The organism is uncultured Cetobacterium sp., assembly GCF_947072685.1.
Lineage (GTDB): Bacteria > Fusobacteriota > Fusobacteriia > Fusobacteriales > Fusobacteriaceae > Cetobacterium_A.
The window spans coordinates 62,308-78,214 of sequence record NZ_CAMTIK010000006.1 but is presented as its reverse complement, the minus strand read 5'-3'; the positions used below and the strand labels follow the sequence as shown (position 1 = coordinate 78,214).

Here is a 15,907-nt window from a genome sequence, read left to right as displayed (position 1 = left end):
TATTTCTTTTTGTATAATCCTAGTATACTTGTATCTGAGTATTTTTGGAAATATTTTTTTGTGGATTTTTGAAATTTTTAACCATTAATTTTTAACCATTAATTTTTTATTTTGAATACTTATTCGAACTCCAAAAAAATTGGATTTTTAAATTTTTTAGAGGTATACTCTATCAAATTAAATTTTCCAAGGAGATCACTTATGATTTTAAAACATCTTCAACTGCAAAACATCAATCTAAAAATACTGAATAACGATAAAAATCTTTTTAATCTATTAAATAGAAACTTAAATTTCGAGCAATTAATAGCCACAACAAATCTGGATGGCAATTATTTAGTTATTGCCGGGGCTGGCTCTGGAAAAACAAGAATTATTATTTATCGAACTTTTCTCTTACTTCAGCTTGGAGTACCTCCTAAAAAAATTTTAATTTTAACTTTTACAAGAAAAGCTATCCAAGAAATTCGTAATAGAGTCAACTCTCTCTTTCCAAATACTGAGATTCATATAGAAACTTTCCATTCTTTAGCGTATAAAAATTTAAAAAAATACAGTCAAAACAAAACTTTTAAAGTCATAACTCTTGATCAATACCTCGATCTATCTAGGCAAAGTCTGTTTTTTAAAGAAGTTTCTGAAATTTTCTCCAAAGAATATTTAAAAAAACTTCTCTCTACATCTTCCTATGAGAACGAATTATTTAAAAAAGAAATTTTACACTTTAAAAAAAATGAACAAACTTTAATTTATAATTTTATTGATGATTTGAATTCCATAAAAAAAAAATCTAATCTATATACTTTTGATGATTTGATTAAATTTTTTATAGATTTTTTAAATACAGCATCTTTTCCTATAAAATTTGATTATATAATGGTAGATGAGTATCAAGATACTGACTTTTTGCAAATTAATATCTTGAAAAAAATTTCTAACTCCAATTTAATGGTTGTTGGGGATGATTTTCAAAGTATCTACAGTTTCAAAGGAACTACCCCTAATAATATTTTAAATTTTCCTTATGATTTTCCAAAAGTTAAATCGATTATTCTAAAACAAAACTATCGTAGCACACCTTCTATTGTTCAGTTCAGCAATGAAATATCTAACTCTTTTGTGAACTCTTTTCAAAAGGAGTTAATTTCTAAAAACTTAGATTTAGATAGACCTATTTTGAAAATTTTTAGAAATCATTCTGAAGAATTAAATAGTCTTACCAAAGAGATAGAACAGCTCATATCTTTTGATTTAAATTGTAAAATTGCAATACTCTTTAGAAACTATATCCATATGGAATCAATTATAAAAGAATTTAAAAAAAACAATATAATCTTTTCAATTGTTACCAATCCTTTTTTAGAAAATATTTTCAAACATATACCTTTTGATAGCAATTCTCAAATTCAGCTTCTAACAATTCATAGCTCCAAAGGTCTAGAGTGGGATTATGTTTTTATTCCACTTTTGCTTGAAGGTATTTTACCCACATGTATCGGTAATACTATCGATTTAGAGGAAGAAAAAAGACTTTTTTATGTCGCATGTACTAGAGCTAAAAAAAGACTTTTTCTGTCCTGTCCTCTTTCTTTCTATAACGATTTTGGATTTTTCAATAAAGCCTCTTCCTTCATAACCACAATATCTTCTAATTTCTATAATATAAAAAGGGAATAACTGCTACCAGTTTTTCCCTTTTTTAAATTTTTATTTTTTAAAGCCAAGTATAAACTTTTCAACTGCTATCTCTTCCTCTAATTCACCTATTTTTATTGCGTACTCTATCTTTAAAATCTCATCAATTTTTTTTATTAAAAATTTTTCATCATACATTCCAATATATTTTAATTTTAAAAATATAGGATACTCTTTCATATATCCTCTACTATTTTTAAAAAAATTCTTTATATTTTCATATGTATTCCCTTTAAAATTATTGTATGAAATACTTTCTCTCAGTTCTCCAATATTTTTTAAACTATTCAATTTCAAAGCTATTGTTATTTCTTCACTCAATAAATATAAAAAAAGCATATGTTCTCTTGTTTTTTTTAAGTGATCTAATAGTTTAATTTTGTTATCTGTAACCATAAACTCTTCCATCAATTTTTTTATATTATACTCTTCACTCACAGTTAATATCGGCAAAACCGCTTCTAAAACAAATTTTTTTCCATCCAAATAATTTTTTATTTTTTCCACTTCATTTTTTACTTTAGAAAAATCATCTCCCAATATCTCTGTCAATTTCTCAGATTCATACTCTGAAATCCCTAACTCTTTTTCTATAAAAAAATGTAACCCTTTTTTTTCTGTGGCTTTTCTTCCCACAATTAATTTCCCTATTTTTTCAGCCACTCCAAGTACTTTTTTTTCAACTTCATTGCTCGGTTTTCCAAAATCATTTAACTCCTCTTCATATATAACAATAACTTCTTTTTGAATCAGATCATATCCATCCACTATTTTTAAAAATTTTTCTAATTTTTTTAACTTCTCTACTCTTTTTAAAATAATTAACTCTTTGGATGAAAACATCGAGTTAATTGAAATAGCTTCTAAAAAATTTTCTTCCTCTCCTTGAGATGCATCATATATTTTCACAGGTATTCCTGGATTTTCTTTTTTTATTTTCTTAACCAATTCTTCATATTTTAAAAGTAACGGAGTATCTCCATACATAAAATAAAACATAACAATCCCCTTTCTTTTTTATCTTAATTATAACATAAAAAAGAGAGCCTAGCTCTCTTTCTTTTCTTTTAATATTTTTGATGCATTTAAAACTGCCAGTATAGAAACACCAACATCTGCAAATATTGCAAGCCATAAGTTTGCAATTCCTAAAACGCCTAAAATCATAACGACAATTTTTACTCCCAATGCAAAAGTTACATTTTCTAAAACAACCTTATTGTTTAATTTTGCTAAATTTAAAACTTCGATTATCTTATATGGATCATCATTCATAAGAACAACATCTGAACTTTCAATAGCTATATCACTACCTATTTTACCCATAGAAATTCCCACATCCGCCATCGCTAAAACAGGTGCATCATTAATTCCATCCCCAACAAATATTGTTCCCTTTTGACTTTTTATCTTTATTTCCTCTAATTTTGATACTTTATCTTGTGGAAGTAAATGAGTACATACTTTATCCTCATCTATTCCTAACTCCTCACCTATACGCTTACCTGTTTTTTCATTATCTCCAGTTAACATATAAACATCTATTCCTTGACCTTTTAATTCCTCGATAGTCCTTCTTGAGGTCTCCTTTATTTCATCCTCTACATATATTCTCCCTAAAAGCTCTGAATTTACTGCCACATATACAACGGTTCCATATTCATCTGTGGAATGAGTTTCTATATTATAGTTCTCCATAAATTTTTTACTTCCAACCAAGACCTCTTTATTATTATAGAGAGCATTCACCCCATATCCTGCTTTTTCATTATGTCCTTGTATTTCCCATTCATTTATATTTACATCACCATAATTTAAAATAGCTTTCCCTATCGGATGATTTGAATAAAATTCTCCTACTTTCGCATATTTCAAAAGTTTTTCTTCCGATCCTACAAAGACATCTATCCTGTTTACCTTAAATTTACCCTTTGTTAAAGTTCCTGTTTTATCAAAAACTACCGTGTCAATATTTTTCAAACGCTCTAGATAGTTTCCACCTTTTACAAGAATACCTTGTTTGGATGCTTTCCCAATTGAACTAAAAAATGTCAAAGGAACCGATAGTACCAGTGCACATGGACAAGAGATAACTAGAAATATAAGTGCTCGACTAAACCATAGTTTAAATCCACCGCCTATTATCAATGGGAATCCTAAAGCTATTATAAGTGCTAATATAACCACTATTGGTGTATAATATCTTGCAAATTTAGTTATAAACTTTTCGGCTTGGGCTTTTTTACTTCCTGCATTTTCAACCATCTCTATTATTCTACTAACTGTTGATTGTGAATAACTTTTTGTAACTCTTACCTCTATTGTTCCAGATAAATTTATACAACCACTTAAAATTTCATCTTCAACCTCTCCTAGAACAGGAACTGACTCTCCTGTTAAAGCAGCTTTATCTATAGTTGTACTCCCTAAAATTATTTTCCCATCTAAAGGTACTCTCTCTCCTGGCTTCACTATGACGATATCCCCAATTTTTACTCCTGTTGGATCAACCATTTCTGATGTTCCATCAATTTTTTTTAAATTTGCAAAATCAGGTTTTATACTCATGAGCTTCTCAATAGATTTTTTTGAATTATTAACGGCCATCTCTTGGAAAAACTCTCCAATTTTATAAAAAATCATAACCCCAGCTGCTTCGGCAAAATCTCCCAAAACAAAGGCTCCTATAGTTGCTATACTCATTAAAAAGTTTTCATCTAAAAACTTTCCTCGTCTCATATTTGAAAAAGCACTTAAAAGAATATCATACCCCGAAAATATATATGCTATTGTCAAAATTATATTTTTTTGTAAACTTTCTCCCAGTGTCAATCCTACTACAAAAAGTGTCAGTCCGATTGTTAAAACTATTGTCTCTCGTTTCATTCTTGAACTTTTATTTTTATTCACTTGAGTTTTCTGAATGTTTTCTTGGAACTGTTCCTTTTTTATGAAATGAGTTCCCGCTTCAACTTTATCAGCTATTTTATTTATTTTATTTAAAAATTCTTCCTCGTCCATCTCTTCAACAACTGTTAACTTCAATTTTTTTGTATAAAAATCTACATTTATATCCTTCACACCACTCAATTTATCTAACTCGTATTGAAGTTTAGATGCACATCCACCGCAGTGGAGGTTTTTAATCTCATATTCTCTTTTCATTTCCAGTCTCCTTTTAATTGCTCTTTGGTAAAATACCCCTACCCCCTATATCTATATTATATATTAAAATAACATAATTTACTATTTTTGTCAAAAAATTTTTGAATATTTTTTACCTAAGAGGTATAATATACTATAATCGAAAAAAGGAGTTTTTTATGAAATTTTCAAAAGAGGACGTTTTAAATATTTTTAAATTAAATATAAATAATAATAATTTTATCAAAGCAGTTTTTTCCAATTCAAAAGGTGATAGTGAATATATCAAAATAAATATAAAGCCACTTCTTATAAAAGATATGGTTAAGGTTCAGTTCGAACAATTTAAGGAAAATAAAGCTTTTCATTCAAACCTTACCCTAGAAGAAACTTTTATTTACCTAGATGCTATTATTCATAATTTCAAACAAATTTTGATTATTAACTCTACTGAAGAGATTCAAATTTTACAAAACAAAAAAGGATTTGCCTTTAAAACTAAAAAAACTGAGATTAAACAAGTATCTCTTTCACATAACAAGAAAAAAAACTATATTTTAGAAGACAATACCCCCGTTCCATTTCTTATTAAACTCGGTGTAATGTCTGATGATGGACATGTAAGTAAAGAAAAATTCAATAAATTTAGACAAATCAACCGTTATTTAGAGTTTATTGAAGACACCTTAAAGGAACTTCAAGATAAAAAGCTTATTGATAACTCCATGAAAATTGTTGATTTTGGTTGCGGTAAATCGTATCTTACTTTTGCTTTATACCACTACCTTAAAAATATTAAGAATATGAATGTTGAGATTATTGGTCTTGATTTGAAAGAAGATGTTATCGAACACTGCAATAGCATTGCCAAAGAACTAATGTTTTCAAATCTGTCTTTTTTAAAGGGAGATATCAAAAACTTTAACTCCTTTGAAAATGTTGATATGATTTTTTCTTTGCATGCCTGTAACAATGCAACTGATTACTCAATTTTAAAAGGACTTGAGCTTGGAGCAAAAGCAATTTTAGCTGTTCCGTGTTGCCAATCTGAAATAAATCAGAAAATTGATAAATCAAAAACAACTGAACTAAAAAATTCTCTCGCTCCTTTTGGAAGTCATGGAATTTTACAGGAAAGATTTAGTTCATTGGCTACAGATGCTTTAAGAGCTCTTGCATTAGAACTTTGTGGATTTAATACAAAGGTTATGGAGTTTATTGACATGGAGCACACACCTAAAAATATTCTTATTAAAGCTATAAGAGGGAATATCTCTGAAGAAAAACTTTCTGAAAAAAAAGTTGAGTATGACAGATATTTAAAATTTTTAGGTGTTGATCCACTTATTGACACTATTCTAAAAGATTATTTTTTAAAATAATATACGGGAGAGGATTTTTATGAATAAAAAACTACAAGAAAAAATTTTCAGAACACTTTTAGAGTTTGAATCTCAAGGAGATATTTTAGAAGAAAAAGAGATTATTACTCTCGGGTGTATGGCTAATGGAAGTACTACTGAACTTCAAAAAAAAGTTTTAACTACTTTGGATTTAGAGAAATCACTAACAGAATATTCTCTTGATGAAATAAATTCTAATAGCTCTATTTTAGCAGATAAAGGTCTTATTAAAATCAACAGAGTTTCTACAACTACAAATAAACATTATTTAGAGTTAATTGGCTCTCTTGTTGATCTTGATGATTTTATGGATGAAATGTAAATATAAAAGACGGTGTAAGCCGTCTTTTATATTATATATTTTCAAAGATATATAATATACTTCCAACTAGAAGAGCCGGAATTATATTACAAATAGTAACTAAAAATGCGGATTTTTTACTTAAAGCAAAAAGTGGAAATAATGCATCTCCATCATTACAAATTGCATTTGCCACAAGAGCTGAAAAAGGAATCCCTCCAGATATATATATTGCTGCTAATAATATTTGAGGTCCACACCCAGGAAGTATTCCTATCAGTATTGCTCCTATAACCACCAAAAATCCATTTTTATTCAACAAGTCTCTTAATTGATACTCACCACCTATAAACTGCAATAATATTTGATACAATAAAAAGGCAATAAAAACCCACGTTACTAAAAAAGCTACCTCTTCAGCTGTATGTATCAACGTTTCCTTAGATGAGTTTAATTTACTCTCTGTTTTATCAAAATCACTTCCTTTTATGGTTTTTCTACTTATTCCTGTATAAACTATACATAATATTGTTCCTAAAAAACCAACGCCCTGAAATACAGACTCATAACTTTCTTTCGAATTATGCTCATGCTCCCCAAAAACATGATCAAAAGCTAAAGGAATAGAAAGTATAACTATTATCCAAAATATTTTATACCAAACTCTATGAGTTAAAATATAGATATACCTATGAGTATTTCTTTTATGTAAAACTTCGCCTATAATATCTCCTTTGGTGTGACCTAGATGTTTATAATTTTTTTCAATTTTATTTTCAGATACCATATCGTTTTTTTCTTCGTCTATTTTTTCATTGAAAAAAGATAATTTTATATTTTTTCCTATATTCAATTTATCAATAATTATTCCTGTTAAAATCCCAACAGTACCACTTATTATCAGGACTCCCAAATAGGCCTTAATATCTCCAGCCATTAAAACAAACGCCGCATCCCCCATCGTGGTTATAAATGCTGTTACAAGACTTCCAAAACTAACCTTTCCAGATATATATAGTGGAACTATTACTATTGCACCACCACATCCCGGAATTAACCCCATTAATGATGCAAAAAATCTTTGATTTTTTTGATTTTTTTCTATCATTCTCAACAACAATCCATTAAACTTATAATCTATTAAACCTATTATTAAAAGTGAAATAGAAACAAAAACTCCAACTTTAAAAAAAGAATCTACCCCCACAGAGTATACCATATTAAAAAATTCCATTGTCCCTCCTCAAAATAGAAATATTTATATTTCCATTTTATATTTTATACCTCACTTTTTTTAAATTCTTTTTTAAAAATAAAAAATCCAGAAAGTTACAACTTTCTGGATTTTCATATTGTTTTTACATTCTTTCTAAAGTGTTAATTCCTAATAAATTTAATCCTTCTTTTAATACAGAAGCTGTTCTTTCTGCTAATAAAAGTCTAGAGTATAAAACATTATCCTCTTGATTTAATATTGGACAAGAGTTATAAAAACTATTAAACTTCTTTGATAACTCGAATAAATAATCTGCCACTAGATTAGGTCTACAGCTTTCAGCGGCCTTTAAAACAACACTTGGAAACTGTGTCAAATGATGTGCTAACCCTCTTTCAGCCTTGTCTTGGAACTCTATCTTTATCTCTTTATTTAAAACTTTATTTTGCTCCTCAGCTCTTCTTAAGATCGACTTGATTCTCGCATACGAATACTGTAGATATGGAGCTGTATTTCCTTCAAAACTAAGTATTTTATCCCATTCAAATATAACAGCTGTCTGTCTATTTTGAGATAAATCTGCATACTTTATTGCTCCTGCTCCTACTATTTCAGCTATATTATTTTTTTCCTCTTCTGATAATTCAGAATTTTTTTCATTTACAATTTCATAAGCTCTTCTTTTCCCTTCATCTAAGAGCTCTTCTAATCTTATTACATTTCCTTTTCTAGTTGAGAATACACCATCCGAAAATCTCATTATACCAAACCAAACATGTTGTTTTTCAACGTTCCATCCCAACATATCTGTTATTTTGAAAAATTGTCTGAAATGATCCTGTTGTCTTTCATCTGTTACATATATCAGTTTATTTACATCATAGTTTTCTAATCTATATTTAACTGTAGCTATATCTGATGTCGCATATAAAAATGCCCCATCTCTTTTCTGAATAATACATGGGTTTATTTTATCCTCTTCTGGGAAAAATACTACTTTCGCACCTTGATCTTCTACAGCAATCCCTTTCTCTTCTAACTCTTTAACCACACCAGGCATTAAATTATGATAAAAAGACTCTCCATAATAAGTATCAAACGTTATTCCCATTCTTGAGTAAAGTTTTCCATACTCATCAAGAGATACTTTTATGAACTCTTGCCACAATCTATAATTTTCTTCGTCTCCATCTTGAAGTTTTTTTAATTCTTCTCTAGCTTGATCTTCTAGTTCTGGATGCTCTTCACTCTGCTTAGTAAACTCTACGTATACTCTCTCTAACTCCTCTATAGCATTCTCTTTATATGCCTCTTGATTCAGCCAGTTTCTATATCCTATAATCAATTTTCCAAATTGAGTTCCCCAATCGCCGATATGATTATCTCCAACAACATTATACCCTAGGAATTTATACATTCTTTTGATTGAATCTCCAATTATTGTTGATCTTAAATGTCCAATATGCATTCTTTTAGCTATATTTGGCGATGAATAATCTATGATTACATCCCCCTTTGTATCTAGTTCATTAAATTCATATTTTTCTTGAGATATTTTTTTTATAATCTCACCTAAGAACGTATTTTTTAAAAATATATTTAAAAATCCTGGACCTGCAATCTCTATCTTATCAATCACTTCATTTTCTACTAAGTTATTCACCACATTCTCAGCTATCGCTCTTGGATTTCCCCCAATTATTTTGGAATTCATCATTGCAAAATTTGATTGGAAATCTCCAAATTTTTCATTTGTTGCCACTGTTATCTCTATTGGTTTTAAATCTTTATCTACATAAAGATTTTTTACTGTGTCGAATAATATTTTTTCTATCTGTTTTTCAATAGTTATCATTTATAACCCCTTTCGTTGTGAAATAAAAAAAAGGACCCGAAAGTCCCCAAAGAATAGTTCCAGTCTACCGCCTTCCTTACGGTTTTGGTCGCCATCTCTTGTAAGTGGTAATCAGATACTACCACGCATACAGGGTCCGTGAAACAAGGGTTTCCGTGACTTTTCTGAATTGCGGGTAGCAGCGCCAATCCCATTAGCGACCTTAGGCCCAAAACCTCCGGATAATAGCGAATAGACCAGAAATGTTTATTCTTAAGAGAATTATATCACTTCTATATTTTTTTTTCAATTAAAAAATATATATGATACTTATATTTTTTATACTTATACTATTTCTAAATTATATGTTGAGTCTAGGTGTAACTCTTCTAGTTGCTTATCGTCCACTTTACTCGGTGCCTCTGTCATTAAACATTGACCTTTATTTGTTTTAGGGAACGGTATTACATCTCTTATTGAGTTCTCTTTCAACATAACCATTAACCATCTATCTATTCCAAATGCTAATCCTCCATGTGGTGGAGCTCCATATTTAAATGCATCTATAAAGAATCCAAATTTATCTTGCGCTTCTTCTTTTGATAAACCTAATTGCTCAAAAACTTTACTTTGAATTTCTGGGTTGAATATTCTAATCGATCCTCCACCAATTTCAGAACCATTCAGTACTAAATCATAAGAGTTTGTTCTCACCGTGTCCATCTCTCCATCTAAAAACATCTGCATATCTTCAGACTTTATTGAAGTGAACGGGTGATGCTGAGCTTTATATCTAGCTTCCTCTTCATCATATTCAAACATTGGGAAATCTACTATCCATAAGAACTTAAATTCATCATTATTTATAAGCCCTAACTCTTTTCCTAATTTTAATCTAACTGCACCTAAAGCTCCATATACAACTTTTGCTCTATCTGCAACTATCATAATTACATCTCCAACTTTTGCTTCTGTTTTAGCAATTATAGCTGCCATCTCCTCTTCTGTAAAGAATTTAGCTATTGGAGAATTTACTCCCTCTTCTGTTAGCTTTATCCAAGCCATCCCTTTTGCTCCAAAGTATGTTTTTGCATAATCCTCATACTCTGTTAATATTTTTCTTGAAAACTGTTCTGCTACACCCGGTGCAACAACAGCTTTAACTATCCCACCAGCTTCTACAGCACTTTTAAATCCTTTAAATCCACAAGTTGCCATAATATCTGTTAAATCTTTTAACTCTACTCCAAATCTTACATCTGGCTTATCTGAACCAAATCTCTCCATAGCTTCAGCATAAGGCATTCTTGGGAATTCATAATCAGCAGATTCTTCAGTTACATTTTTAAATACTCTTTTTGCCAAACCTTCAATTTCATTCATTATATCTTTTTGTTCAACAAAAGACATCTCTATGTCCAGTTGTGTAAATTCTGGTTGTCTATCCGCTCTCAAATCCTCATCTCTAAAACACTTAGCGATCTGGAAATATTTCTCTACTCCTGAAATCATTAACAGTTGCTTAAATAACTGTGGAGATTGTGGAAGTGCATAAAATTCACCTGGATTTATTCTGCTTGGAACTAGGAAATCTCTTGCTCCTTCTGGTGTAGATTTAGTTAAAATAGGAGTATCCACATCTAAAAATCCTTTTTCATCCATATAATTTCTTATAGACATTATCATTTTATGTCTCATTTTTAAATTTCTTGTCATTTGAGCTCTTCTTAGATCTAAATATCTATATTTTAATCTGATATTCTCTCCTAAGTTTTCATCTCCAGAAACTTGGAATGGAAGAACGTCACAAGCGTTTAGCACCTCTAACTCCGTTGCAAAAACTTCAATATCTCCTGTAGGAATGTTAGCGTTTTTACTCTGTCTTTCTTTTACTATACCTGTTATTTTTATTACTGATTCATTTCTTAACTTTTGTGCAAGTTCAACCACTGAAATTTCAGCTATGTCTGTGTGGAAAACTATTTGAGTTTTCCCCTCTCTATCTCTCAAATCAATAAATGTCAATCCACCTAAATCCCTTTTAGTGTCTACCCATCCTGACAATGTAACTGTTTCACCTATATTTGAAGATCTTAATTCACCTAAGTTATGAGTTCTATAATAAGTCATATTCCTCTCTCCTTTTCTATTATTTTAATATTTTTTTTAAATCTTCTACTTTTATTTCTTCTTGAGTTCTATTTATAAAATCTTTTAACATTACAACACCTTTATTCATTTCTTCATCGCCTATTATAACAACATTTTTAGCTCCTACTTTATCGGCTTTTTTCATATGAGCTTTCATCGCTTTTGTATTATAGTCGATTGCAACTGTTTTTCCATCTAATCTCAAATCATTGGCTAATTTAAATGCAAACTCCTTTGTTTCATCTCCTAACCATGCAACATATATATCTAAATCTCTTTTTGGAAACTCATCTCCTAAAAGCATCATAATTCTTTCTACTCCCGCTGCAAATCCAAATGCTGGAATCTCTTTATCTCCAAGTTGCTTCAATAGATTATCGTATCTTCCACCACCTAAAACAGTTCCTTGTGATCCCAATTTATTTGTAACTATCTCATATACAGTACTTGAATAATAATCTAACCCTCTTACAAGTCTTGGATCCTCTTTGTACTTCACTTGAAATATTGTCAAATACTTTTTCACTGTTTCATAGTGCTCTTTTTCCTCTTGAGATAAAGAATCTGTTATGATTGGTGCATCCGCTGTCAATGTTTTACATTTTTCAACTTTACAATCTAAAACTCTTAATGGATTTTTTTCCATTCTCATTTTACAATCTTCACAAAGCTCTTCTTTTATAGGCTCTAAGAAACTTAAAAGCGACTCTCTATATCTAACTCTTGTCTCTTTTTCTCCAACTGAGTTTATAGTTACCTCTAAATCAGTTATTCCTATTTTATCTAAAAAAGAGAATCCCATAGCTATAACTTCAGCGTCTAGTATTGGAGAACTTTCTCCTAATACCTCTACCCCTATTTGATTAAACTCTCTTTGTCTTCCAGCTTGTGGTCTTTCATATCTAAACATTGACCCTGCATAGAAAAACCTTGAAGTTTCCTCTTTTGCATATATTTTATTTTCTAAATAACATCTAACTACTGCCGCTGTTCCTTCAGGTCTTAATGTTATGCTTCTTTCTCCTCTATCTTTGAAAGTATACATCTCTTTTTCAACTATATCAGTTCCCTCTCCTACTCCTCTTTTAAAAAGGTCTGTCTCTTCAAATATTGGAGTTTTTATCATTGTATATCCATAATTTGAAAAGAACTCTTGAGCTGCTCTCGTTACATAGTCATACTTTATTCCATCATCACCAAAGATATCTTTAGTCCCTCTTACTGCTTTTATCAGTTTCATTTTATCACCTCAATTATTTTAATTGCCACAATTTATCAAGTTTTTCTTGTATAAGTTTTTCATTTTTATTATTTCCTGGAGTATAATATTCTTTTTTCTTATCTCTATATTTTTGATCCACGAAATTATTTGAATAATCGTGTGGATACTTATATCCAACAGCTCTATCTCCTATATGGATAGGAACTGTTTCTAAATCTCCCGCTTTAATATCCTCTAAGGCTTTATCTATCGCTGTATAACTTGAATTACTTTTGCTTGAAATAGCCAAATAAATTACAGCCTGGGAGAGTATTATTCTTATTTCTGGCATCCCTATTTTTTCGCTGGCATTCATCGCACTATTTGCAATTAACATAGCCTCTGGATTAGCCATCCCAATATCCTCACTGGCATGTATAACAACTCTTCTAGCTATATACCTTGGATCTTCTCCGCCATGCAAAAGTCTAGCTAACCAGTATACTGCTGAGTCAGGATCACTCCCTCTAATACTTTTTATCATGGCAGAAATGAGATTATATTTATCATCTTTTTTATGATAGGATGCTCTTCTTTCTCTAAAGAGTTCAATTACTTCACTCTCGCTGTATCCATTACAGCTACTCTTATAAAGTTCTAGATAGTTAAGAGCTACTCGACTGTCACCTTGGGAAATATCCAGTATAACCTCTCTTATCTCTTGTGGTAATTCTATCTCTAGAAATTTTTCACCCTTTAAAAGAATTCTTTTTATATTTTCTCTTGTTAAAGCTTTAAATTCAAAAATTAAACATCTTGATATAAGAGCATTATTCAGATTATGATATGGATTTTCAGTTGTAGCGCCAACTAAAATTAAAATTCCTACTTCTGTATAGGATAGTAACGCATCTTGTTGCGTTTTATTAAATCTATGAATTTCATCTAAAAAAAGTATTGTTTTTTTTCCATAGAGTTCTAAATTTCTTTTTGCTTTTTCAACTATCTCTCTTAAATCATTTAAACTGGCAATTGTTGCATTTAAAGTTTCAAAATTATAGTTTAATTCTCTAGAAATTATCTCTCCTAAAGAGCTTTTCCCACTTCCTGAAGGTCCATATAATATCATATTTGATAAATTTTTACCCTCTATTATTTTTCTTAAAACACCATTTTTTCCTAAAATTTTTTCTTGTCCTTCAAAATCTTCTAGTACTATGGGTCTCATTCTCATTGAAAGTGGTTTTGCATTTTCAAAATTCCCACTAAAAATACTTTGCATCTCAAATCACAACCTATCCTTTAAATATAAAAAAGCGCATTGTGTACCCCAACACGCCTTTAACTCTTTTAACTATTTTACTAGATACAGAAGAAGTGCTGAAAGTATAAATAAAAATGCTACTACTTCAGTTGCTCTAGCTAGTGGTCCACCATCTTTTGAAACTCCAAATACAGTGTTTGAACCTCCCATTCCCATGCTACCTGACATACCATGGCTTCTATCTGGTTGAATAAGAACTAATATAATTAAAGCTACAGCAAATACAAATAAGAATACTGTCAATAATGTTTCCATAACTTTACTCCTCCCAAATTTAGACTTCTATCTTATACAGTATTATAATATATATATCGCTAAAATAAAAGAAAAAATTATAGAAGTTTCGCAGCTATTTCAGCCAAAGCGGAACGTTCACCTTTTTTTAAAGTTATATGTCCGGCAATCCCCTCATTTTTTAACTTATCAGAAAGATATGTCAAACCATTTGTATCCGCATCTAGATATGGACTATCTATCTGATCAGGGTCTCCTGTCAATACTATCTTAGTATTTTCTCCAGCTCTTGTTATTATCGTTTTAACTTCAAGAGGCGTCAAATTTTGAGCTTCATCTATTATTATAAATCCATTTGGAATACTTCTTCCTCTGATATAAGTAAGAGCTTCTATCTTCAATAATCCTATAGTTTGAAGACCGTTTATAACTATTTCACCCGTTCTTTCGCCCTTCGTTTCAGCTAAAAAATCTATATTGTCATAGATCGGTTGCATCCACGGTCTTAACTTTTCTTCTTCACTTCCTGGAAGATATCCCAAGTCTTTTCCCATAGGGATAATTGGTCTTGCTATTAAAAGTTTTTTATACTTTTTTCTCTCCACAACCTGCTCTAATCCGGATGCTATTGCTAATAAAGTCTTCCCTGTCCCAGCTCTTCCAACTAAACTCACAACCTTTATATTTTCATCCATCAAAAGCTCCATAGCATATTCTTGCTCATCATTTCTAGCTCTAGCTCCCCAAGCAACAACTTTCCCTTCCAAATTTCTTCTAATTTTACCACCTTGATACCTTCCAAATGTTGTTTTCTCGTTATATTTAAATTTTATAAACATATTTTCTGTAAAATGATATTCTTTTCCAAGTTCCCAAACATTTATCTTTCCAGAGCTATCAAATTTCTCATATACCTCTTTTTCTACCTCGATCTCTGTATATCCATCATCAAGAGTTGTGTAATCTGTTCTATCTGTTTCATAATCTTGAACTTCTATTCCTAAAGCATCAGCTTTTATTCTCATATTGATATCTTTTGTAATCAATATAACTTTCATATCTGGATTTTTATTTTTTATTCCTATTGTTGTTGAAATTATCATATTGTCCACTGAATCGCTCTTTAAAGGAGGCGGTAACAGTTCTGAATAATTTCCTATATCCACTCTAAAGGTTATTCCCTTATCTAGCTCTACACCCTTTGCTATACACCCTTTTTTTCTAATTTCATCCAACTCTCTAGCAGCTAATCTAGCTTGAATTGCCGTTGTTGTATTCCTTTTTAATTTATCAATCTCCTCTATTACAAATATTGGAACAACTACTTCGTTGTCTTCAAAACTGTAAATACTTCGATGATCATGTATTAAAACATTTGTGTCTAGAACATAGATTTTTCTCATA

At 30.2% G+C, this 15,907-nt stretch carries 12 protein-coding genes; 3 read left to right on the top strand and 9 right to left on the bottom strand.

Annotated features, from left to right (window positions below; genetic code table 11):
- Positions 1 to 201 precede the first annotated feature (201 nt).
- The gene (locus Q0V67_RS03455; protein ID WP_297597088.1) at positions 202 to 1,677 is read left to right on the top strand and encodes an ATP-dependent helicase; all 1,476 of its coding nucleotides are present in this window, start codon (positions 202 to 204) and stop codon (positions 1,675 to 1,677) included.
- A gap of 30 nt (positions 1,678 to 1,707) precedes the next feature.
- On the opposite strand, the gene Q0V67_RS03450 is transcribed toward Q0V67_RS03455, so the two are convergent.
- Positions 1,708 to 2,694: a hypothetical protein gene (locus Q0V67_RS03450; RefSeq protein WP_297597086.1), complete on the bottom strand. Its 987-nt coding sequence runs from the start codon at positions 2,692 to 2,694 to the stop codon at positions 1,708 to 1,710.
- 48 nt (positions 2,695 to 2,742) lie between these two features.
- On the bottom strand, positions 2,743 to 4,860 hold the full coding sequence (locus tag Q0V67_RS03445; protein ID WP_297597084.1) for a heavy metal translocating P-type ATPase: 2,118 nt from the start codon (positions 4,858 to 4,860) through the stop codon (positions 2,743 to 2,745).
- A gap of 158 nt (positions 4,861 to 5,018) precedes the next feature.
- Here Q0V67_RS03445 and Q0V67_RS03440 point away from each other — a divergent pair, with 158 nt between their 5' ends.
- Positions 5,019 to 6,221: an SAM-dependent methyltransferase gene (locus Q0V67_RS03440; RefSeq protein WP_297597082.1), complete on the top strand. Its 1,203-nt coding sequence runs from the start codon at positions 5,019 to 5,021 to the stop codon at positions 6,219 to 6,221.
- A 19-nt stretch (positions 6,222 to 6,240) separates the two neighbouring features.
- A complete protein-coding gene (locus Q0V67_RS03435) occupies positions 6,241 to 6,564 on the top strand; it encodes a hypothetical protein (protein ID WP_297597081.1) in 324 nt (107 codons plus the stop codon).
- A 31-nt stretch (positions 6,565 to 6,595) separates the two neighbouring features.
- On the opposite strand, the gene Q0V67_RS03430 is transcribed toward Q0V67_RS03435, so the two are convergent.
- The 7 genes from Q0V67_RS03430 to Q0V67_RS03400 form a co-directional block, all read right to left on the bottom strand.
- Entirely contained in the window at positions 6,596 to 7,777 is a 1,182-nt protein-coding gene (locus Q0V67_RS03430; protein WP_297597079.1) for a putative manganese transporter, read from the bottom strand.
- Between the two features lie 124 nt (positions 7,778 to 7,901).
- Positions 7,902 to 9,614, bottom strand: a complete 1,713-nt coding sequence (gene argS, locus Q0V67_RS03425; RefSeq protein ID WP_297597076.1) for an arginine--tRNA ligase — start codon at positions 9,612 to 9,614, stop codon at positions 7,902 to 7,904.
- Positions 9,615 to 9,938: 324 nt separating this feature from the next.
- Complete coding sequence (gene aspS, locus Q0V67_RS03420) at positions 9,939 to 11,723, bottom strand: aspartate--tRNA ligase (RefSeq protein ID WP_297597073.1); 1,785 nt, start codon at positions 11,721 to 11,723, stop codon at positions 9,939 to 9,941.
- Between the two features lie 19 nt (positions 11,724 to 11,742).
- Positions 11,743 to 12,984 carry a histidine--tRNA ligase gene (hisS, locus tag Q0V67_RS03415; RefSeq protein WP_297597071.1) on the bottom strand — a complete coding sequence of 414 codons (1,242 nt, stop codon included), beginning with the start codon at positions 12,982 to 12,984 and terminating at the stop codon, positions 11,743 to 11,745.
- Positions 12,985 to 12,997: 13 nt separating this feature from the next.
- Complete coding sequence (locus Q0V67_RS03410) at positions 12,998 to 14,227, bottom strand: replication-associated recombination protein A (protein ID WP_297597069.1); 1,230 nt, start codon at positions 14,225 to 14,227, stop codon at positions 12,998 to 13,000.
- A gap of 72 nt (positions 14,228 to 14,299) precedes the next feature.
- Positions 14,300 to 14,524, bottom strand: coding sequence for a preprotein translocase subunit SecG (secG, locus tag Q0V67_RS03405; RefSeq protein ID WP_297597067.1), 225 nt, complete (start codon positions 14,522 to 14,524; stop codon positions 14,300 to 14,302).
- Between the two features lie 77 nt (positions 14,525 to 14,601).
- On the bottom strand, positions 14,602 to 15,906 hold the full coding sequence (locus Q0V67_RS03400; protein ID WP_297597065.1) for a PhoH family protein: 1,305 nt from the start codon (positions 15,904 to 15,906) through the stop codon (positions 14,602 to 14,604).
- Between the last annotated feature and the right edge of the window lies 1 nt (position 15,907).